16 protein-coding genes and 1 riboswitch are annotated in these 21,314 nt (G+C 67.7%); of the genes, 12 read left to right on the top strand and 4 right to left on the bottom strand.

Annotated features, from left to right (window positions below; all coding sequences use genetic code 11):
- Positions 1-2 precede the first annotated feature (2 nt).
- Both ACFOWZ_RS42940 and ACFOWZ_RS42935 read left to right on the top strand, forming a co-directional pair.
- Positions 3-608, top strand: a complete 606-nt coding sequence (locus ACFOWZ_RS42940; protein ID WP_382379777.1) for an SMI1/KNR4 family protein — start codon at positions 3-5, stop codon at positions 606-608.
- A 33-nt stretch (positions 609-641) separates the two neighbouring features.
- Entirely contained in the window at positions 642-5,102 is a 4,461-nt protein-coding gene (locus ACFOWZ_RS42935) for a ricin-type beta-trefoil lectin domain protein (protein ID WP_382379734.1), read from the top strand.
- Positions 5,103-5,354: 252 nt separating this feature from the next.
- Here ACFOWZ_RS42935 and ACFOWZ_RS42930 read toward each other — a convergent pair whose 3' ends face one another.
- Positions 5,355-6,893 (bottom strand): dolichyl-phosphate-mannose--protein mannosyltransferase, encoded by a 1,539-nt coding sequence (locus tag ACFOWZ_RS42930; protein ID WP_382379733.1) that lies wholly within the window; start codon positions 6,891-6,893, stop codon positions 5,355-5,357.
- A gap of 24 nt (positions 6,894-6,917) precedes the next feature.
- Here ACFOWZ_RS42930 and rsmI point away from each other — a divergent pair, with 24 nt between their 5' ends.
- Positions 6,918-7,763, top strand: coding sequence for a 16S rRNA (cytidine(1402)-2'-O)-methyltransferase (rsmI, locus tag ACFOWZ_RS42925; RefSeq protein WP_030467634.1), 846 nt, complete (start codon positions 6,918-6,920; stop codon positions 7,761-7,763).
- 56 nt (positions 7,764-7,819) lie between these two features.
- Here rsmI and ACFOWZ_RS42920 read toward each other — a convergent pair whose 3' ends face one another.
- From ACFOWZ_RS42920 to ACFOWZ_RS42910, 3 genes are read right to left on the bottom strand one after another with little or no spacing between them, the layout of a single operon-like run.
- On the bottom strand, positions 7,820-8,533 hold the full coding sequence (locus ACFOWZ_RS42920) for an ABC transporter permease (protein ID WP_382379732.1): 714 nt from the start codon (positions 8,531-8,533) through the stop codon (positions 7,820-7,822).
- Complete coding sequence (locus ACFOWZ_RS42915; protein ID WP_382379731.1) at positions 8,523-9,455, bottom strand: ATP-binding cassette domain-containing protein; 933 nt, start codon at positions 9,453-9,455, stop codon at positions 8,523-8,525. The genes ACFOWZ_RS42920 and ACFOWZ_RS42915 overlap by 11 nt, the downstream gene beginning before the upstream one ends.
- 58 nt (positions 9,456-9,513) lie before the next feature.
- Positions 9,514-10,077 (bottom strand): PadR family transcriptional regulator, encoded by a 564-nt coding sequence (locus ACFOWZ_RS42910; RefSeq protein ID WP_382379730.1) that lies wholly within the window; start codon positions 10,075-10,077, stop codon positions 9,514-9,516.
- 41 nt (positions 10,078-10,118) lie between these two features.
- Here ACFOWZ_RS42910 and metG point away from each other — a divergent pair, with 41 nt between their 5' ends.
- The 9 genes from metG (at position 10,119) to ACFOWZ_RS42865 (ending at position 21,285) form a co-directional block, all read left to right on the top strand.
- Entirely contained in the window at positions 10,119-11,909 is a 1,791-nt protein-coding gene (metG, locus tag ACFOWZ_RS42905; protein WP_382379729.1) for a methionine--tRNA ligase, read from the top strand.
- Positions 11,906-12,730, top strand: coding sequence for a TatD family hydrolase (locus tag ACFOWZ_RS42900; RefSeq protein ID WP_382379728.1), 825 nt, complete (start codon positions 11,906-11,908; stop codon positions 12,728-12,730). Before metG ends, ACFOWZ_RS42900 begins: the two co-directional genes overlap by 4 nt.
- A 302-nt stretch (positions 12,731-13,032) precedes the next feature.
- Positions 13,033-14,442, top strand: coding sequence for a transglycosylase family protein (locus ACFOWZ_RS42895; RefSeq protein ID WP_382379727.1), 1,410 nt, complete (start codon positions 13,033-13,035; stop codon positions 14,440-14,442).
- Positions 14,443-14,620: 178 nt separating this feature from the next.
- Positions 14,621-15,451 (top strand): 16S rRNA (adenine(1518)-N(6)/adenine(1519)-N(6))-dimethyltransferase RsmA, encoded by an 831-nt coding sequence (rsmA, locus tag ACFOWZ_RS42890; RefSeq protein ID WP_382379776.1) that lies wholly within the window; start codon positions 14,621-14,623, stop codon positions 15,449-15,451.
- Positions 15,452-15,539: 88 nt separating this feature from the next.
- Positions 15,540-15,633, top strand: a riboswitch (SAM riboswitch).
- A 218-nt stretch (positions 15,634-15,851) separates the two neighbouring features.
- Positions 15,852-16,850: a methionine ABC transporter ATP-binding protein gene (locus ACFOWZ_RS42885; protein WP_382379726.1), complete on the top strand. Its 999-nt coding sequence runs from the start codon at positions 15,852-15,854 to the stop codon at positions 16,848-16,850.
- Complete coding sequence (locus ACFOWZ_RS42880) at positions 16,847-17,530, top strand: methionine ABC transporter permease (protein WP_382379725.1); 684 nt, start codon at positions 16,847-16,849, stop codon at positions 17,528-17,530. Before ACFOWZ_RS42885 ends, ACFOWZ_RS42880 begins: the two co-directional genes overlap by 4 nt.
- Before the next feature lie 98 nt (positions 17,531-17,628).
- The gene (locus tag ACFOWZ_RS42875) at positions 17,629-18,417 is read left to right on the top strand and encodes a MetQ/NlpA family ABC transporter substrate-binding protein (protein ID WP_382379724.1); all 789 of its coding nucleotides are present in this window, start codon (positions 17,629-17,631) and stop codon (positions 18,415-18,417) included.
- A 57-nt stretch (positions 18,418-18,474) separates the two neighbouring features.
- Positions 18,475-19,437: a 4-(cytidine 5'-diphospho)-2-C-methyl-D-erythritol kinase gene (locus ACFOWZ_RS42870; RefSeq protein ID WP_382379723.1), complete on the top strand. Its 963-nt coding sequence runs from the start codon at positions 18,475-18,477 to the stop codon at positions 19,435-19,437.
- 75 nt (positions 19,438-19,512) lie between these two features.
- Positions 19,513-21,285 (top strand): ABC-F family ATP-binding cassette domain-containing protein, encoded by a 1,773-nt coding sequence (locus ACFOWZ_RS42865; RefSeq protein WP_382379722.1) that lies wholly within the window; start codon positions 19,513-19,515, stop codon positions 21,283-21,285.
- Positions 21,286-21,314: the final 29 nt, after the last annotated feature.

The following is a 21,314-nucleotide window of genomic DNA, read 5'->3' as shown; positions in this document are numbered from 1 at the left end:
TGATGGTTGATATCAATCCCAAGTACTGGGTCCACGCGCACATGGCCTTCTTCATGGAAGATCATCCGCTGGACTCTGTCGACCGGCTCACGGAGATCGTCGGCGCGCCTGCGGCCTCACCGCCTGGACAGGACTGGGAGGCGGTCGAAGAACGGCTCGGCGCCACGCTGCCCGCCGACTACAAGCGGCTCGTGGACCGATTCGGCGCGGGGCAGTTCGGCTCGATCCGCGTGTGTGCACCCGACGCGTCCGTGCCCGAGTACGACCTGTTCGCGCTCGTCGACAGGATCCAGGCACAGGCGGAGGAGTTCCGGCCGACGACGGAACCGCCGTTCAACGCTCCATTCCACCCGCAGGAGGGTGGTCTAGTGCCCTGGGGGGAAATGGACGGCGGCTTCACGTTCTTCTGGAAGCCGACGAGCGATACGGATGCAAGGCCGGTAGTGGTCTCCGACCCGAGCTGGCTCGCCTGGTACCAGCCGTGCAGATCGGCCAGCACATTCATTGCCGACTACCTCAACTCGCCAACGGGAGAGTTGGACGGCATCGAGCTGGAGGCGCCGGCCGCCGGAGTGGGGGTGCGGTTCGTGCCCGCGATCAGCAGATGAGTTTCAGTTCGTGCGACAGAATAATGGGATGAAATGAGAAGATTGCGACGTGCGGCCGCCATGGCCGTGTGTTTCACGCTGGGGGCGGCTGTCGTCGCATCGCCGAGCGTGGCGGCCGCTCAGCCGTCCACCGGCGCCAGACCCGACGTGGTGAACTCGGCGAGCGACGCGAGACCTCGCCAGTACGTCCCGAAGGACGACAAGGGCCGCACACTGGTCTATGTCGAGGGCGCGCAGGAACAGGAGTTACGGGCCGCTGTTGCCAAGGCGGACGGTGTGGTCTCAGTGACCACGACGGGCCGGGTCAAGGCTGCGGTGCCCGGTGACAAGCTCGACGTTGTGGCGCGCCAGCCCGGTGTCACCGAGGTGCGGCTGCCCGACCGAGCGGTGCCGATGGGCGTGACGTCGGAGGGCGTCGAATTGTCCAAGGCCAGGGTGTGGCACCAAGACGGAAAGAAGGGCGCCGGAGTCAAGGTCGGAATCATCGACGTCGGATTCGGCAAGCTGCAGGACGCTCAAAACAACGGTGACTTGCCGACAGGCAACCGGTTGGTCATCAACGACGACAACTGCATCTCGGCCGAGACCAGGACGCCTCACGGCACGGGCGTCGCCGAGATCGTATACGACATGGCGCCGGAAGCAGCGCTTTACCTCGCGTGTATCGAGGACGCCGCAGGTTTCTCGGCTGCCGAGGCGTGGTTGCGAGCGCAGGGTGTGCAGATCATCACGGCGGCGGTCGGTTTCCTCAGTCCGACAGGCGGCCGTGGTGATGGCACAGGGCCTGCGGACAGCCCGGCCGATGTCGTCAAGCGGAGCCGTGCGGCCGGCATCCTCTGGTCTGTCGCGGCAGGCAATCTCGCGCGGCTGCACTTCGCAGGGAAGGCAGTGGACTCCAACGGTGACAGCTGGGTCGAGTTCGAGTCTTCGTTGCAGAACAACGGTTTCACGCTCGACCCAGGTAGAACGGCGACCGTCGGTCTGCGCTGGGACGCGTGGCCGACGACGAAGGCGGACCTCGACATTTACGTCATGGCACAGCCACACGCGCCCAGCGGTCCCAACGATCCCGACATCGTCGCTGTCGGCAGCAGATCGCAGAAGGACTCCGGCGCTGGTCTGAGCCCGACTGAAGAGCTGTCGTTCAGGAACACCGACTCGGTGTTGCAGCAGTACTACCTCTACGTCAAGAACAACAACGCACACTTCACGACGCCCTTCGAGCTGTTCGTGAGCGGCCCGAGCTCCAACGGTCAGCTCCAGACCCGGACCGCCGCGGGCAGTGTCACCGAGCCCGCGACGTCGCCGTACGTGATCGCGGTCGGTGCGACGGCGCCCGCATCGGGGCGGATCCAGGACTACAGCGGTCGCGGACCGACGATCGACGGCAGGCTCAAGCCTGACATCACGGGCTTCGACCAGGTGTCGACCTCTTCCATCGGCCAGCTGCAGGGCACGTCGGCCTCGGCCGCGCACGTGGCGGGTGCGCTGGCGCTGTTGAAGTCGGCTGCTCCGGGGATCGACCCGGCCCAGCTGCAGTCGGCGCTGCTCAGCAGGACGAGTCCGAAGACGTACGACAACAACTGGGGCAACGGCACCCTGAATCTCGGCCCGACGAGCGCACCGGTGGTCACGAGCTCGGGCATCACCGTCGACCCGACGCCGTCACGGGTGCACAACACCGCCTACAACGTCAACGATCCCAACAGCCGCACGCAGACGTTGACGTTCGCGGGCGTGCCTGCGGACACCACGGCTGTCGCGATCACCGTAAGCGCGCGGTCCGCACTGGGCACCACGATCGACGTCGCTCCGACGGTCGCAGCGTTGGATTCGGGGAAGACGACCTCGTTGCACGTGCGCGGCGGCGACGCGTGGGTGTCGCAGACGCTGTTCGCGCCCCTGGGGCCTGACCGCTCGATTCGCTTGAGGACGAAGAGCAACGACGCGTGGGTCGTGGTGGATTCACTCGGCTACTTCAGCCCTACCCAGAGCACGGACCTGTACTTCGCCAAGCCCCAGCCGCAGCGGATCTTCGACACCCGCGGGTTTGCGGGCAGCGCGCGCAACACGCCGCTCGGTCGCGAGATCCAGGAGATACCGCTGCGCGGTGTTGCCGGGGTACCTGCGAACGCGAGGTCGGCCGTGGTGAACGTTACTGCCTTCGAGGCGACGGAACAGACGTACGTCAGCGCGTACGGAGGTGGTACGCCGGGCCTGACGACCTTGGTGGTCATGCCGGGTGAGCGCAAGTCCAATCTCGCGGTCGTACCGATCGACGAGGCGGGCAAGATCCGCCTCGGCGTCCAGCAGTCCAACGGCAAGGTCGGCGTCGCGGTCGACGTCGTCGGCTGGTTTGCTCCGGACAGCGCCGGTGCCAGGTACGTGGCTCTACCGGAGGCCGCACGCATTGCCGACACCGCGACCGGCAACGGCTTGCCCAAGGCGCTGATCGGACACGGGCAGTCGGCGTCGTTTCAGGTGGGTGGGGTCGCGGGGGTGAGCGCGGCGGCGACCACCGCGGCGCTGGTCATGACAGGGTTGGACAACAACCTCGGCACCGAGCTTTCCGTCTCGGCCAGCGAGGTCGGATGGTCCCCGGTCACTGCCAGCAGCACACGCAAGACCGAGGCGCAGGCGAACCTGGTCCTCACGCCGCTCGGTGACAGCGGCAAGGTCGACGTGCGCAACGAGCGCGGCCAGACCCGGCTTTCCGCTGATGTCACCGGCTACTTCGTCGGCGGCTCAAAGGTGACCTCGGGAGCGGCGGGCAACTGCAGGCCCCCGAAGGACGAGCCCGGTTTCTACAGCGCGTTCGACGGCAGGCTGGAGTCCGATCTGGAGGGCTGGCAGAGCACCGGTACGAAGATCAGAGCGGACGGCTGCGAGCTGGTCACTGGCCACACCAACGATGTCAGCTGGTACAGCGCTCACACATATGGCAACGACTACACGCTTAAGGTGGACTGGAAGACCACCTCGAACAGCTCTGACTCCGGTGTGTTCGTGTTGATGGTCAACCCCGGCACAGACACTGGTTCGCCCACGAGGAGTGGGTACGAGATCCAGATCGGTGCGACGTCGGAGACAGGTAACCGTCAGACCGGCAGCATCGCTGGTGTGCAGGCGCCGACGGCAACGCCCCCGGTCAAACCTGTAGGTGAGTGGAACACCTACGAGATCCGGGTCCGGTGGAACACGGCGACCGTCTTCCTGAACGGTCGGCAGATCAACGAATACACGTCGGGGGACGCGACGGCCCTCGGCCGCAACACCTACATCGGCCTGCAGAACGATCTGAACACGAGCGAGGTCAGGTTCCGCAACGTCCGGATCAAGCGGGACAGCCCGGTTCGGTCTGGGACGTTGAAGAACGCCAACGGTCGTTGCCTGGACATGAAGTTCAGCGACCCGACGCAGTCAGTCGTGTGGATGTGGGGATGCAACAACGGTTTCTCGCAGACCTGGACCACGAATGACGGCGCTGTGCTCGCGGGTGGCCGGTGTCTCACGGCCAGCGACATCACCGATGGCAGTGCTGTTGTGCTGAACGAATGCACGGGTGCGGACAACCAGCAGTGGGTGCTGCGCACAGACGGCCGGTTGATCAACAGGACTTCCGGGCGCTGTGTCACACCGAACGGCGTGGGGGAAGGCGATCAACTCGCCGTGCGCGCATGCGACAGGTCGCGTTCGGATCAGGTGTGGACGGTACCGAACCAGAGCGGCAGGAGCGGCAAGGTCGTGGGTCCTGGAGACAGGTGCCTCGACGTAGCAGGCCACGACCCGACGCAGAACAAAGCGATTCTCTGGACGTGCAACGGGCTCACGGCACAAAGCTGGGCGGCGCCTGGAGATGGCACGCTGCGCGGCGAGGGCAAGTGTCTCGATGTGTCTGGTGCCAACACCGCCAATGACAGTCCAGTGGCGCTGTGGGAATGCAACGGTCACCCGGCACAGCAGTGGCTCGCCCAGCAGGACGGCACACTGGTGAACCCCGTGTCCGGTCGCTGCCTCACCACGGCGTCTGCCGAGGACGGCGCGACGCTGAAGATCAGCAATTGCGCTGCGTCCGAGCTGCAGATGTGGCGGCAGACGGCGGAGTGGCTGATGCACGGCCCAATCGTGGGTGTCTCGAACAAGTGTGTGGATGTGTGGACGAACGCGCCGACCAGCGACACGATTCTGTACTGGGACTGCAACGGCGGCATCGGCCAGAACTGGTCGTCGACGGGCACCGGAGCGATTCGTGCGTGGGGCAGGTGTCTCGACATCGCCGACACGTACGACTCAGCGCCGGTGATGTTGCAGAACTGCCGGACCGCGACCGGTCAGCTGTGGACACAGCGGCATGACGGCACGCTTGTCAACTCGTGGGCTGCCAAGTGCCTCGACGACCGCGACAGTTCAGCGGCCAACGGTGCTGTGTTGCAGGTCTTCGCCTGCCACCGCGGCGCCAACCAGCGGTGGGCGACTCCGGTGAACCCGAGTTGATCCGCCCAGGTGTTGGGCTCCCTCTCAACGCACACGCCACGAGGCGTTACTAAGGGATCCATGTAGCGGGCACGCCGACGAAGACGCGCCCTGTCGATGTGCGGCTCCCCCCCATCAACGCGGCCGGAACAGACCGTTCCGGCCGCGTTGTGTTCTCGGAACAGCTGGCTGCGAGGTGACCAGGTAGCCGGAGATGACCATGAAGACGTTGGACGATTTCCGTCACTTTGACCCGAAGTGGCGAGTCTGGGATCAGCGCCAGCTGGGCAGCCACAGCTGCTGCTGCCACATCTCCGGCGTGATCGGGTTGCCGTTCAGGATCGGCCACAGCCAGACGAAGTTCGCCACCACGATGCCGACGTACAGCGCCACGACGAGCAGACCGGTGCCCCTGCGCTCCGACCCCGCGGCCCTGCGCCCGAGGATCTCGCCGAGCGCCAGCACGATCAGCAGCACCAGGAACGGCGCCATCGGCGTGACGTAGAAGAAGTACATCTGGCGGTCGAGGTTGAGGAACCACGGCAGCAGGCCCGCCGCGTACGCGACCAGGACGCCGGCGTAGCGCCAGTCCATCCTGCCGACGGTGCGGAAGACCGCCCAGCCGATCACCGGGAACGCGAGCCACCACATCGCGGGCGTGCCGATCAGCATGATCGCGCCGAGGCACGACGCCGCACCGCAGCCCGTGACGCCGTTGTCGTAGTAGTAGAGCATCGGACGCAGGCCCATGGGCCACGTCCACGGCTTCGACTCCCACGGGTGCCGGTTGGTCTCCGAGGTGACCAGCTCGACGTGGAACTTGTAGACGTTCTTCGCGTTGTACCAAAGCGACTGCAGGACGTCGGGGATGTACGCGACGTCCTTGACCTTGCCGCCGACGACGTGCCGGTCGATGCCGGTCTCGCTCGCCATCCACGGGAACCACGTCGCGACGTACACGAGCACCGGGATCGCGACCAGGCCACCCAGAGACGGCAGCACGTCCTTCGCGAGTGCGCCGAGCCACGGCTCCTCGACGCCGGCCGCGCGCCGGGCCAGCGCGCTCCAGATGACTGTGAGCAGGCCGAACGCGATGATGTACCAGAGGCCGGACCACTTCACGCCGCACGCCAGACCGAGGCACACGCCCGCACCGAAGCGCCACCAGCGGAAGCCCAGCCACGGGCCGAACGCGGAGTTGTTGATGAAACCGTCGCGCACGGCCACTGCGAGTCGTTCTCGCACTTGTTCGCGGTCGACGACGAGACAGCCGAACGCGCCGACGACGAACAACGCCAGGAAGATGTCGAGCATGCCCATCCGCGACTGGACGTGCGAGACGCCGTCCGCGATGAGCAGCACGCCGGCCAGCGCGCCCAGCAGGTCCGAGCGGGTCAGGCGCCGGGCGATGCGGATGATCAGCAGGATCGTGATCGTGCCCGCGAGAGCCGAGGCGAACCGCCAGCCGATGCCGTCGTAGCCGAACAGGTCCTGGCCGATCGCCATGAGCTGCTTGGCGAGCGGCGGGTGGACGATCAGCTCGTAGCCGGGGTTGTCCTCGTAGCCGCCGTTGCGCAGCACCTGCGCCGACTGCGGCACGTAGTGCTTCTCGTCGAAGATCGGTGTGCCCTTGTCGGTCGGATACCCGAGGTTCCAGAACCGGACGAAGGCGCCGACCAGCGTCACGACGATCGTGACGAGCCACCCGCGCAGGCGGTCTCCGGACGGAGGCGGGTCGAGCGCGGCCGCACGATCGGTGCGCGGTTCCTCGACGACGACGGGCGCCTCTCCTGGCTGCACGAGGACTGTCACGTCGCCGATCGTAGGGTGAACCTTGTGAGTCCTGTATCCGGTTCAGGCCGTCTTGTCCTGGCAGCCACCCCGCTCGGTGACATCCGCGACGCCTCGGCGCGCCTGGTCGAGGCCCTCGAGACCGCCGACGTGATCGCCGCGGAGGACACCCGCAGACTGCACAGTCTGGCGGCCGCGTTGCAGGTCAAGCCGTCGGGACGGGTGATCAGCTTCTACGACCAGGTGGAGACCGCGCGCCTGCCGGGACTGCTGGAATCGCTCCGGGGCGGCGAGACCGTGCTGCTCGTGACGGACGCCGGAATGCCGAGCGTGTCCGACCCCGGTTACCGGCTCGTCGCCGCGTGTGTCGAGCAGGACCTGAAGGTCACCTGCCTGCCCGGCCCGTCCGCCGTGACGACCGCGCTCGCCGTGTCGGGCCTGCCGAGCGACAGGTTCGCGTTCGACGGCTTCCCGCCCCGCAAGTCCGGCGAGCGCAAGCGTTGGTTCGCGCCGCTCGCCTCGGAACAACGCACGGTCGTCTTCTTCGAGGCACCTCATCGGCTCGCGGACACTCTCGCGGACGCCGTGGAGGTGCTCGGGCCGGACCGCCGCGCCGCCGTGTGTCGTGAACTGACGAAGAAGTACGAAGAGGTCGTGCGCGGCTCATTGGCAGAACTCGCCGAGTGGGCCGTGGAGGGCGCACGCGGCGAGATCACCGTTGTGCTCGGCCCTGCTCCTGCCGAGGAGAAGCCCGACCTGGACACGCTCGTCGCCGAGGTGAAGCAGCGCGTCGCCGACGGGGAACGGCTGAAGTCCGCCGCCGCCGAGGTCGCGGAGGCAGCGGGGATCAGCAAGAAGACCCTCTACGACGCCGCGATCAAGTCGAGCTGAAGTGCACGCGGGGAGCTTTCGTTCGCTTGGAGCGCACGTTAGGGCCCCGCGTGCGGTCAAGCAGACTCGCGGTGGAAGGTGCGGACGCCGTAGTAGACGCCGACCAGCACCAGTGCGGACGCCGAGATGAGGCCGAGCAGCACCGAGCCCGTGTTGAAGATCGACCGTTCTGCGTCGACGACGTGCGCGAGAGGGTTGACCCGAGACAGCCAGTAGAGCCACTTCGGGCCGTTGGACATCGGCAGCAGCACGCCGGAGAGCAGCATCAACGGCACGATGGTCGACGACAGCACGGACGCGAAGACGTACTCCAGCTTCACCTTCAACGCGATTGCGTACGACGCCGACCCGATGGCGATGCCCAACAACGCCACCAGCCCGAGCCCGAGCAGGATCTCGCCCGATGACGCGCGGAACCCGAACAGCATCGCGGCGAGCATGATCAGCAGGCCCTGCACGACCAGCAGCACCACGTCCTTGCCGACCCTGCCGACGAGCAGCGCGACCCGGCTCACCGGGGTGACCCGCAGCCGTTCCATCACGCCCGTGCGCACCTCGGGCAGCAGCGAGAACCCCGCGTAGGCCGTGCCGAACAACGCCATCTGCACCAGCAGACCGGGCACGAACCACTGCCAGCCGGTGTCGCCGAGCAACGGCCCGAACAACCCCAGGTACAGCAACGGCTGGGCGAGCCCGAACACGATCGCCACCGGGTTGCGCAGCACCGGCAGCATCACGCGGCAGAAGACGAGCCAGGTGTCACGCAGCATCAGCTTCCTCCCTCAGGGAACGGCCGGTCATGGTCAGGAACACGTCGTCGAGCGTCGGCCGGTGGACCTGCACGGAATGCAGCTCGACGCCGAGGTCGCCGAGGTCGCGCAGCAGTCCCGGCAGGGCGCGGTCGCCGTTCGGGACGCGGAAGCTGACCAACTCGGCGTCCACGACCGCGTTGTCGAACTTCGTGGCGACGACCGAGGCCTGGGGTGTGCCGAGCACGACCAGGTCGCCGGACACGCTGTTCTTCAGCTCGTCGGGGGAGCCCTCGCCCACGATCGAGCCGTGGTCGATCACCAGCAGCCGGTCGCTGAGGAAGTCGGCCTCGTCGAGGTAGTGCGTGGTCAGGAAGACCGTGGTGCCGTCGGCCTTCAGCTGCCTGATGTGGTCCCAGAGGTTGCGGCGGCTCTGCGGGTCGAGCGCGGTCGACGGTTCGTCGAGGAACAGCAGCCGCGGGTCGTGCAGCATGCCCATCGCGATGTCGAGCCTGCGCTGCTGGCCGCCCGACAACGTGATGACCGGCCGCTTCTCCATGCCCTGGAGCTCGAACCGTTCGAGCAGGTCGGCGACCTTCCTGCGGGCGTCGTGCTTGGACAGGCCGTAGAAGCGGGCCTGGAAGTCCAGCTCGTCACCGACCCGCTGGTCGAGGCCGGCACCGTTCTTCTGCCCGACGTACCCGATGTTGCGCCGCACCCCGGCCGGGTCGGTGAGCAGGTCGTGCCCGGCGATGATCGCTTCGCCCGCGGTCGGCTGCAGCAGCGTCGTGAGCATGCGCAACGTCGTGGACTTGCCCGCGCCGTTCGGGCCGAGGAACCCGACGAGCTCCCCCTCGGCGACGTCGATGTCGACCCCGCGCACCGCGTCCACCGGGCCTGACTTCGTGGTGAAACGGCGCGCGAGGCCGCGTGCCTTGATCATGACTGAATCCCCTCTAGTCAAGTTTGACTAGAGGCTAGCGGGAACTAATCAAGTTTGACTAGTCGGTCAGGTCGTACGCACCGGCCTCCAGCCGTTCGATCAGTTTTTGAGTCCAGCGCACCTGGCCTTCGAGATGGACGAGCCACAGTCGAAAGAGCTCACTGACGTGCGCGGGTTTGCCCATCTCCGGCATGGAGTCGATGCCGTGCCTGGTCGGCGCGAGCTGCCCTTCGAGACCCGCGAGCCGGTTCTTCAACAGCACGACGGCCTGCTTGCGGGGGACGAGGTTGATCATCGCCACGGCCGCGGAGACCTCGTCGTTGCCGGCGGCCGGGTCGGCCAGCGCGTGCCCGAGCAGGTTCCGCAGCTCGCGTTCGCCGGCCGCCGTGATCTTGTAGATGACGCGGGCGGGGCCCTCGCCGGGCTCGACCCCGACCGGCTCCAGCAGTCCGTCCCTGGCCAGCGACTTCAGCGCGTGGTAGATCGAGCCCGGCTGCACGTTCGCCCACTTGTCCGCCGCCCAGGACTTCAGCTCGCGACGCACCACGTAACCGTGTGCTTCACCGACGAGCTCGACGACGCCGAGGACGAGCATCCGGGTCGCGGACAACAGACCTCCCATGCAGTGAAAAGCGGCTGGCACCGCCTCCGTAGGCTATGCGCATGAGTGCCTCCGTACTGACCGCGGTGGCCTGGCCTTACGCCAATGGCCCCCGGCACATCGGTCATGTCTCCGGTTTCGGTGTCCCGTCCGACGTCTTCTCCCGCTACATGCGAATGTCCGGACACCGGGTGCTCATGGTCAGCGGCACGGACGAGCACGGCACACCCATCCAGGTGCAGGCCGAGAAGGAAGGGCTCACCGCGCGTGAGCTCGCCGACAAGTACAACCGTGTGATCGCGTCTGACCTCCAGGGCCTCGGCCTCTCCTACGACCTCTTCACCCGCACGACCACCGGCAACCACTACCAGGTCGTGCAGGACCTGTTCTCCGCGCTGTGGAAGAACGGCTACGTCGTCCCCAAGGTCGAGATGGGCGCCATCAGCCCGTCGACCGGCAGGACGCTGCCCGACCGCTTCATCGAGGGCACCTGCCCGATCTGCGGGTACGACGGTGCGCGCGGTGACCAGTGCGACAACTGCGGCAACCAGCTCGACCCCATCGACCTGAAGAACCCGCGCTCGCGGATCAACGGGGAGACGCCGAAGTTCGTCGAGACCGAGCACCTGTTCCTCGACCTGCCGTCGTTCATCGAGTCGCTGGGTTCGTGGATGGGCACGCGGACCGAGTGGCGTCCGAACGTGCTCAAGTTCTCGCAGAACCTGATCAAGGACCTGCGGCCGCGCGCGATCACCCGTGACCTCGACTGGGGTGTGCCGATCCCGCTCGACGGGTGGAGCGACCAGCCGATGAAGCGGTTCTACGTGTGGTTCGACGCCGTGATCGGGTACTTGAGCGCGTCTGTCGAGTGGGCGCGGCGATCCGGCGACCCCGACGCCTGGAAGGAGTTCTGGACGGGTGACGCCCAGGGCTACTACTTCATGGGCAAGGACAACATCGTCTTCCACTCGCTGATCTGGCCGTCGCTGCTGCTCGGGCAGAACGGCGCGGGCGACAAGGGCGGTGAGCCCGGCCGGTTCGGCACGCTGAACCTGCCGACCGAGGTCGTGTCGTCGGAGTACCTGACGATGAGCGGCTCGAAGTTCTCCACCTCGCGCGGCACCGTGATCTACGTCGGCGACTTCCTCAAGGAGTTCGGGCCGGACGCGCTGCGGTACTTCATCTCCGTCGCGGGTCCCGAGAACCAGGACACCGACTTCACCTGGGAGGAGTTCGTCCGCCGGACGAACTTCGAGCTGGCGAACGAGTGGGGCAACCTGGTCAACCGCTCGGTCTCGATGGCGCACAAGAACGTCGGCGCGATCCCGAAGGCCACGGCGCTGACCCCAGCCGACCACGAGCTGCTCGCGCAGTCCAAGGCGGCGTTCGAGACGGTCGGCGCGCACCTGCGCCGCTCGCGGTTCAAGCAGGCCTCCGGCGAGGCCATGCGCGTGATCTCCGCGGCGAACAAGTACCTGTCCGACCAGGAGCCGTGGAAGCTCAAGGACGACCCGGACCGCCGCGACTCGGTGCTGCACACCGCGTTGCAGGTCGTGCAGGACGCGAACACGCTCATGACGCCGTTCCTGCCGCACTCGGCGCAGAAGGTGCACGAGGCGTTGGGCGGCACGGGCGTGTGGGCCGCACAGCCGTCGATGGACGAGGTCACCGACCTGGACGTGCCGGACCGCTCGTACCCGGTGCTGACCGGTGACTACGCCGGTGAGCAGGCTCGCTGGGAGTCGACGCCGATCGAGGTCGGTCGTCCGCTGCAGAAGCCGTCGCCGCTGTTCGCGAAGCTGGACCCGGAACTGGGCGACGTCGGTCCCGAGTGGGCTCCGATCGTCAAGTGACGTCCGAGAAGCGTGAACGACCGCCGGTGCCGGAAGCTCTTCCGGCACCGGTGATCGACGCTCACACGCACCTCGACGCGTGTGGGGCCGTCGACGCCGCTGACGTGGCGGTGCTGCTGGACCGCGCTAACGCGGCCGGGGTCTCGCACGTGATCACCGTCGCGGACGACCTCGCCGCCGCGCAGTGGGCCGCCGAGGCGTCCACCTGGGACCCGCGGGTCTACGCGGCGGTGGCCGTGCACCCGACGCGCACCGCCTCGTTCGGCGACGTCGAGAAGGCGGAGCTGGAGCGGTTGGCGGTCCTGCCTCGGGTCGTCGCGATCGGCGAGACCGGTCTCGACTACTACTGGGACTACTCGCCGCCGGCCGCGCAGCACGAGGCTTTCCGTTGGCACATCGACCTTTCCAAGCGCCTCGGGAAGCCGTTGATGATCCACGACCGGGACGCGCACGAGGACATCCTCAAGGTCCTGGATTCCGAGGGCGCACCGTCCACTGTGGTCTTCCACTGCTTCTCGGGCGACGCGGACTTCGCCCGGCGGTGTGTCGACGCGGGGTACGTGCTGTCGTTCGCGGGCCCGGTGACGTTCAAGAACGCCCGCGCGCTGCGGGAGGCGGCCCAGCTGGTGCCGCAGGATCAGCTCCTGGTGGAGACGGACGCGCCGTTCCTGACGCCCCATCCGTACCGTGGACGCCCAAACGAACCCTATTGTGTGAATTACACAGTTCGGGATTTGGCCACGCTCCGTGGCGAAGATCTTTCTGAACTCTGTGCCGCCGTCACCCGTACTGCTCAACGAGTGTTCGGACTTGGCTACTGAAATGCGACGTAGAGCGAACGGAGCAAAGGGTTCCTACCCCCATGGGGTGACTGAGGTCACAACATTGGCGGGGGTGTTTGCGCAACGTGCGCGACCCCGTTACTGTCCCGTGACCGTGCCACCTGGACCGACCCAGTCGGTTCGGAGCACGCCCGCAGTCGGGGCGGGACCGAAGCCAGAAGCGCGAAGAAGCGAGACCACGTAGGAGGAGTTGCCGGGAACCTTCGAGCTCAACCCTCGAATGATCTTTGCAGCGCCAACTGTGCGGTGGCCTCGAGCTTCCGCAATGGAGGTATCGACCCTTGTCTGGAAGCGACAGAACTGCCGCTCCGTACGACTTCAACGACGACACCGACTGGTTCACGCCGGTCGGGGGCACCGCAGTCGGAGTCGTTGACCCCCACCCGAGCTTTCCCGCCGGTGCGCTGACCATCTCGCCCGCGGACGTGCTCGAGGTGCTCGGTCCGGACGCCGACGAGCTGCTCGCCACCGCGAACGTCGACGTCGACGAGCTGATCCGGCTCATCAACGCCGAGACGACGATCATGCCGCCCCTCGTCCTCCCGTCGGAGGAAGAGGAGAAGAACGACCCGCAGCTGCTCGTCACGGCCGTCTCGTCCTGGAAGCGCCGCTTCCTCAAGGGCGCGGTCGCCGCGGTGCTCGTCTCGATCTCCGGCGGCGGCGTGACCGCGATGGCGATGGACAAGTCGCTGACCGTCGAGGTCGACGGCGCGCTGCAGACCGTCCACTCGTACGAGGGCACGGTCGGCGAGGTCCTCGAAGAAGAGGGCATCAAGGTCGGCGAGCACGACGCGCTGTCCCCGTCGCTCAACACCCCGATCTCCGACGGCGGCAAGATCAGCCTCGACCGCGGCCGCCTGCTCAAGATGAGCGTCGACGGCCAGGCCCGCGAGGACTGGGTCCGCTCGGTCACGGTCGAAGAGGCCGCGAAGCAGATGGGCGTGCCGACCGAGGGCGCGTGGTTCTCCGCCCCCGGCACCCAGGACATCCCGCTCGAGGGCATGAACCTCGAGGTCAAGACCCGCAAGAACATCAAGCTGTTCGACGGCGCGAACCCGGTCCGCGAGGTCCAGACGACCGCAGTCACCGTCGACGAGCTCCTGAAGAACGAGAACCTCTCCCTCGGCCCCGAGGACGCAGTCGCCTCTGGTACCGACGTGAAGCTCGCCACCGGCGCCGAGGTCTACATCTCGCGCACCGGCGTCACGGTCATCAACGTGAACGAGCCCGTCGCCCCGCCGGTCGAGAAGACCAACGACCCGAACATGAACGCGGGCGAGCAGAAGGTCACCGACCCGGGCGAGGCGGGCGAGCAGATCTCGACCTACCGCGTGACGGTGAAGAACGGCAAGGAGATCAGCCGCGAGAAGATCGGCGGCAAGGTCACCAAGGAGCCGAAGCCCAAGAAGATCACCGTGGGCACCAAGCCCCTCCCCGACGGCGAGGTCTGGGACCGCCTGGCCAAGTGCGAGGCGGGCGGCAACTGGGCCATCAACACGGGCAACGGCTACTACGGCGGCCTGCAGTTCGACGCGAGCACCTGGCGCGCCTATGGTGGCCAGGCCTACGCCCCCCTCCCGCACCAGGCAACGCGCGAACAGCAGATCGCGGTGGCCACCAAGCTGCGCGACGGCCGAGGCGGCACGTACTCGGCGTGGCCGGGCTGCCGCGCGAAGCTGGGCCTGCCGTAAGCCCGCACCTGACTCGACCGATGGCCGCTCCTGGTTCGCCAGGGCGGCCATCGCCGTTTCCGGGGCAGGGGAGGGAGCACCCGCCACAGCAACACGGAACCTGGCGTGCCGGGGGACCGAGCCACCCAACCCGAGCCGACCCGCGCAACACCCACCCTGCGACAATGCCCGAGTGAGCCTGCTGGGACCCGCCGAAGTCCGCCGTCTAGCCGAAGAGCTGGACATCCGCCCAACCAAGAAACTGGGCCAGAACTTCGTCCACGACCCCAACACGGTCCGCAAAATCGTCACGGCAGCCGAGCTCACCAACGACGACGTCGTCCTGGAAGTGGGCCCAGGCCTGGGATCCCTGACCCTGGCCCTCCTCCCACCAGCCAAACAGGTCATCGCCGTCGAGATCGACCCCAAACTCGCGCAACGCCTCCCCCAGACCGCATCCGAGATGGACCCGGAGAACGCCGACAAACTCCACGTGGTCCTGAAAGACGCGATGAAGGTCACCCAACAGGACCTGCCAGAACAACCCACGGCGATCGTCGCCAACCTCCCGTACAACGTCGCGGTCCCGGTAGTCCTCCACCTGCTGGCCGAACTCCCGACCCTCCAAAAGGGTCTGGTCATGGTCCAAGCAGAGGTAGCCGACCGAATGGCGGCAAAACCGGGCAACAAGATCTACGGCGTCCCGAGCGTCAAGCTCGCCTGGTACGCCAACGCCAAGAAGGCCGGCAGCATCGGCAAGAACGTCTTCTGGCCCGCCCCGAACGTCGACTCGGGCCTGGTCTGGTTCCAGCGCCACGAAACCCTGCTGTCCACAGTGGACAAGAAAAGGCTGTTCGAGATCATCGACGCCGCCTTCGCCCAGCGCCGCAAGACGCTGCGGGCCGCCCTCAAGGGCTGGGCCGGCGGTGCCGAGCAGGCCGACGAACTGCTCCAGAAGGCTGGCATCGACCCCCAGCAAAGGGGCGAACAGCTCAGCGTGATCGACTTTGTCCGGATCGCCGAGGTCTGACCCGGCGATCTTTCGGCCATCAGTGTGATCTGTCGAACGAATCCGAATCTGGCTTGCGCAACCGAACGTCTGTCCGGTTGACTGCTAAGTGCCATCCGGAGCGACCGAGAGACCTGGCTCTACGACGTCGCAGCAACCACCCGCTGGATGCGGGCAGGTGCTAACGCCAGGACCGATGGAGGATCACATGTGCACTTCGCGAATGCTGACGCGCCGTCGAGTCGTCGACCAGTGCCGTCGCACCGCTTCTGCATGTCGTCGCCACCTCGTCTAAGGCGCCTTCTCAAAGTCCTTTGACGCGCACTCAGTCAACGAGTGGCGCACACACCTGAGCAGAACTTCGATCGCGCACAGCCCGCACAAGGGCGTGTGTGCCGTCGCGCGCAGCCGTGGAGCAGAAGTGATCACTGTCGAAAACCTCACCAAGTCCTTCCAGGGTGTCAACGCCCTGAACGGCGTGACCCTCGACGTCGAGGCGGGCACCGTGCTCGGCGTGGTCGGCCCGAGCGGGGCCGGCAAGTCGACGCTCGCGCGCTGCGTTGCGCTGCTCGAGCGTCCCGACTCCGGTGCGATCCGGGTCGATGGCACCGACATCACGAGCCTTGACGGGAGTGCCCTCCGGGCCGCCCGCCGGCAGATCGGCGTTGTGCCGCAGGGGGATTCGCTCCTCCGCCAGCGCACGGCGGCCGGCAACATCGCCCTTCCCCTCGAGAGCGCGGGCGTTCCGGGGCCGCAGCGCCGCACCCGCGTGGGTGAGCTGCTGGACCTCGTCGGCCTCACCGACAAGGCCACCGCGTACCCCGACCAGCTGTCCGGCGGCCAGCGTCAGCGCATCGCCGTGGCGCGTGCGCTCGCCGCGAACCCGTCCGTGCTCCTCGCCGACGAGCCCACCAGTGCGCTCGACCCGGAGACCACCGGTTCCGTGCTGACCGTGCTCGACCGTGCGCGCGCTGAGCTCGGTGTGACCGTGCTCGTCGTCACGCACGACATGGGCGTGGTCCGCAAGATCTGCGATGACGTCGCCGTGCTGGAGCAGGGCCGTGTCGTCGAGCACGGCAAGGTCCTCGACCTGGTCGGTGACGCCGCCAGCCGCACGAGTTCCGCGTTGCTGCCCGCCGTCGACCTGAACCCGATCAACGAGAACACTTACGACCGCGTCGCGGACGTCGTGCTCGTCGGGTTCGCCGCGGTCGGCGCGCTGCTGCCCGAGGCCTCGCACCGGTTCGGCGTCGAGCTGAACATCGTCGGTGGCGGCCTCACGCGGCTGGGCGAGACGCCGGTCGCGCGGTTCCGCCTCGGCCTGAACGGCGAGCGCTCCGACTCCGCGCTCGAGTGGATCGGCGAGGCCGGCGGTGCGGTGCAGAGGTCCCTGAAGGGACCGCAGGGAGTAGCTGCGTGAGGTCTGCTACACCCTGGCCCGACGTCGTCAGCTACCTCGTCGAGGCCACCGGTGAAACGCTGTACATGGTCGGCGTTTCCACCGTCATCGCCACCGCACTAGGAGTTCCCGTAGGGGTTTGGCTGCAGCTCACCGCCAAGGGCGGGCTGCGGCCGAACGCCGCGGTGCACCGAATTCTCAGCTTCGTCACCGACCTGGGCCGCTCGATGCCGTTCATCGTGCTGCTCGTCGCGCTCACGTCGGTCACCCGCCTGATCGTCGGCGGCTCCATCGGCAGCACCGCGGTCATCGTGCCGCTGGCCGTGGGCGCCATCCCGTTCGTCGGGCGGCTCGTGCAGAACATCCTGTCCGAGGTGCACGTGACCGTGGTCGAGGCCGCGATCACCACCGGCGCCTCGACGTTGAGGATCGTCAGGAGCGTGCTGATCCGCGAGTCGCTGCCCGCGCTGATCAACGCCATCGGCGTCACCGTGATCGCCCTGATCGGGTACTCCGCGATGGCGGGCGTGATCGGCGGTGGCGGCCTCGGCGACCTCGCGATCCGCGAGGGCTACCAGCGCTTCAACGACCGGATCCTGTGGAGCACCGTGGCGTGGCTCGCCGTGCTCACGACCGTGATCCAGCTCGGTTTCACCCGTGCCGCCCGTGCGTCCGACCGGCGCCGGCACGCCTCCGTCTGACTTTTCGGCACGCGGGGCCCTCTCGTGCGGCCAGAGCGAACGAAAGCTCCCCGCGTGCACTGAAACTTTCCGCCGCTGAAACTCTCAAAAGGAACGAAATGCGTATTAAGGCTGCCCTGATCGCGGTCGCTTTGACTGTTTTGTCCGCTTGCTCGTCCGGCACGAACACGTCCGACACCCTCAAGGTCGGCGTCTCCCCGGTCCCGCACGCCCAGATCCTCAAGTACGTGGCCGACAACCTCGCGTCGCAGAAGGGTCTGAAGATCGAGGTCGTCGAGTTCACCGACTACGTGCAGCCGAACACGGCGCTGGTCGACGGCTCGCTCGACGCCAACTACTTCCAGACCGTGCCGTACCTGGCGACCTTCACGAAGGAGAGCGGCGCCCAGGTCGAGTGGGTCGAGCCCGTCCACGTCGAGCCGCTGGGTCTCTACTCGAAGAAGGTCCGCAAGCTCCACGAGCTGCCGCAGAACGCCAAGGTCGCCGTGGCCAACGACGCCACGAACGAGGCCCGCGGGCTCAAGCTCCTCGAAGCCAACGGCCTGATCAAGCTCAAGGCCGTGGACCAGCCGACCACGCGCGACGTGGCGGAGAACCCCAAGAACCTGCAGTTCGTGCCCCTGGAGGCCGCTCAGCTGCCGCGTTCGCTGGAGGACACCGACGCGTCGGTGATCAACGGCAACTACGCCATCGACGCGGGCCTCAAGCCGGCGACGGACTCGCTCGCGCTGGAGGAGGCCGAGGGCAACCCGAACGCGAACGGCCTGGTCACGCGCACCGAGCTCAAGGACGACAAGCGGATCCGCGACCTGGCGGAGCTGCTCGGATCGCAGCAGGTCAAGGACTACATCAAGCAGACCTTCAACGGTTCGGTCATCCCGGTGTGAGATCCACTGCGACCGGGGGAGGAGTCCACAACTCCAGAACGCCCGTAGGCTGACATGGTGCTCGCAGTCGTTCCACCCCCGGTCACGGTCCGCGTCCCGGCCAAGGTCAACCTGCACCTGGCCGTCGGTGACGTGCGCCCGGACGGCTACCACGACCTGGTGACGATCTTCCAGGCGCTCTCGCTGGTCGACGAGGTCACGGTCGCGGTCGCGGACGAACCCGGCGTCGAGGTGCACGGCGAGGGCGCCGACCAGGTGCCGACCGGAGCGTCCAACCTCGCCTGGCGCGCGGTGCGCCTGCTCGCGGCGCACGTGGGCAAGGACCCCGACGACCCGAAGGTCCGCGTCGTCATCCGCAAGGCCATCCCGGTCGCGGGAGGCATGGCGGGCGGCAGTGCGGACGCGGCGGCGACGCTCGTGGGCCTGTCCTCGTTGTGGCGGTTGGAGATCAGCCGCGACGAACTGGCCGAGTTGGCCGGCAAGCTCGGCGCCGACGTTCCCTTCGCCCTGTACGGAGCCACTGCGCTCGGCACGGGCCGCGGCGAGCGGATCGTGCCGGTGCTGGGGCGTCACCAGTTCCACTGGGTGCTGGCGTTCGACCGGCGCGGACTGTCCACTCCGGACGTGTTCGACGAGCTGGACCGCCTGCGCGCAGAGGGTGACCCGCCGCGCGTGGGTGCGGTCGAGGCGGTGTTGGAGGGTCTGTCCTCAGGGGACCCGCGCCAGCTGGCCTTGTTGCTGGGCAACGACCTCCAGGCCGCCGCCGTGTCGCTGCGGCCGAACCTGCGCCGCACGCTCCGGGCGGGTGTGGACGCGGGCGCGCTGGCGGGAATCGTGTCCGGTTCTGGCCCCACGACGGCGTTCCTGTGCGAGGACGGCGACACCGCGGTCCGCGTGGCCGCTGAGCTCGCCGGCGCGGGTGTGTGCCGCACGGTTCGCGTGGCGCACGGACCGGTGCCCGGTGCTCGCGTGGTCACGACCGAGGAGCCGAAGCCCATTCCGCCGGAAGTCCACGCCTGACACGTGGTGAGCAGGGCCTTTGGTGCTTCCAGGTAGCCTCTGCGGGGGTATTTCTTCTCGGGGCGTGAGGTTTTGATGGCCAACCTGGTCAACCTGGAGTCCGTGTCGAAGTCGTTCGGCGTCCGGCCGCTGCTCGACGGCGTGTCGCTCGGCGTCAACGAGGGCGACCGGATCGGTGTCGTCGGCCTGAACGGCGGCGGCAAGACGACGCTGCTCGAGGTGCTGGCCGGAGTGGAGCCCGCCGACGACGGCCGGGTGTCGCGGTCGCGTGATCTGCGGATGGCCGTCGTGACGCAGCGGACCGAGCTGCCGGAGGGCTCGACCGTGCGCAACGCGGTGATCGACCCGCTCGGCTTCGACGCGGAGCACGAGTGGGCGGCCGACGCCCGCGTGCGGTCCATTTTGGACGGACTCGGGATCACGGCGCTGGGCCTGGACTCCGTGGTCTCCACGATGTCCGGTGGCGAGCGCCGCCGGGTCGCGCTGGCGGCCGCGTTGATCCAGGACCTCGAACTGCTCGTGCTGGACGAGCCGACGAACCACCTGGACGTCGAGGGCGTGCGGTGGCTCGCGGAACACCTGCTGTCCCGCAAGTGCGCGCTCGTCGTCGTCACCCACGACCGGTGGTTCCTCGACACCGTCTGCAACCGCACGTGGGAAGTGGTGCAGGGCAAGGTCGAGCAGTACGAGGGCGGCTACGCCGACTGGATCTTCGCGCGCGCCGAGCGGCAGCGGCTCGCGGACGCGGCGGAGGAGAAGCGGCAGAACCTGGCGCGCAAGGAGCTCGCGTGGCTGCGCCGCGGCGCACCCGCGCGGACCTCGAAGCCGCGCTACCGGATCGAGGCCGCCGAAGCGCTGATCGCGGACGTGCCGGCGCCGCGGGACAACGTGGAGCTGCTCGCGTTCGCGAAGAAGCGCCTGGGCCGCACGGTGATCGAGCTCGAGGACACCACACTGTCCATTCCGGATCGCGTGCTCGTGCGCGACCTGACGTGGCGCATCGGCCCCGGTGAGCGGATCGGTCTGGTCGGCGTCAACGGTTCCGGCAAGACGACGTTGCTGCGGTTGCTGGCGGGGGAGCGCGAACCCGAGACGGGCAAGCGGATCCAGGGCCAGACCGTGAAGATCGCGCACCTCTCGCAGGAGCTGCTCGACCTCGACGGGTCGATGCGCGTGCTGGAGGCGATCGAGGAGGTCGCCCGGCGCGTCGTCCTGGGCAAGTACGAGATGTCGGCGTCGCAGCTGGGCGAGCGGTTCGGGTTCTCGTCGCAGAAGCAGTGGACGCCTGTCTCGGACCTCTCCGGTGGCGAGCGGCGGCGGTTGCAGCTGTGCCGGTTGCTGATGGCGGAGCCGAACGTGCTGCTGCTCGACGAGCCGACGAACGACCTGGACATCGACACGTTGCAGCAGCTGGAAGATCTGCTCGACTCGTGGCCGGGCACGCTCGTCGTGATCTCGCACGACCGGTACCTCGTCGAGCGTGTGTGCGACAAGGTCGTGGCGTTGTTCGGTGACGGCGGGCTGACCGACCTGCCCGGCGGGATCGACGAGTACCTCAAGCGCCGCGACTCGTTGCGCGACAGGGAGACCGCCGCTGCCTCCCCGGCCGTGGACAAGGCTCCCTCGAACGCCGCGGACCAGCGTGCCGCCCGCAAGGAGCTGGCACGGCTGGAGCGGCGCCTCGAGGTGCTGCACAAGAAGGAGGCCGAGCTGCACGCCGCGCTGGCCGAAGCCGCGACCGATCCCGACCGGCTGCTGAAGCTCGACGCCGAGCTCCGCGCCGTGCTGGCGGAGGAGTCCGACGTCGAGGCTGCCTGGATGGCCGCGGCCGAGGTGGTCGAGGGCTAACTCGATGAACGGCGCATTCGTCCACCTGA

Origin of the sequence: Lentzea rhizosphaerae (assembly GCF_042649515.1) — a bacterium.
Taxonomy (GTDB): domain Bacteria; phylum Actinomycetota; class Actinomycetes; order Mycobacteriales; family Pseudonocardiaceae; genus Lentzea; species Lentzea aerocolonigenes.
The sequence above is the reverse complement of the archived record's forward strand: the minus strand, read 5'-3'. Positions and strand labels throughout refer to the sequence as shown.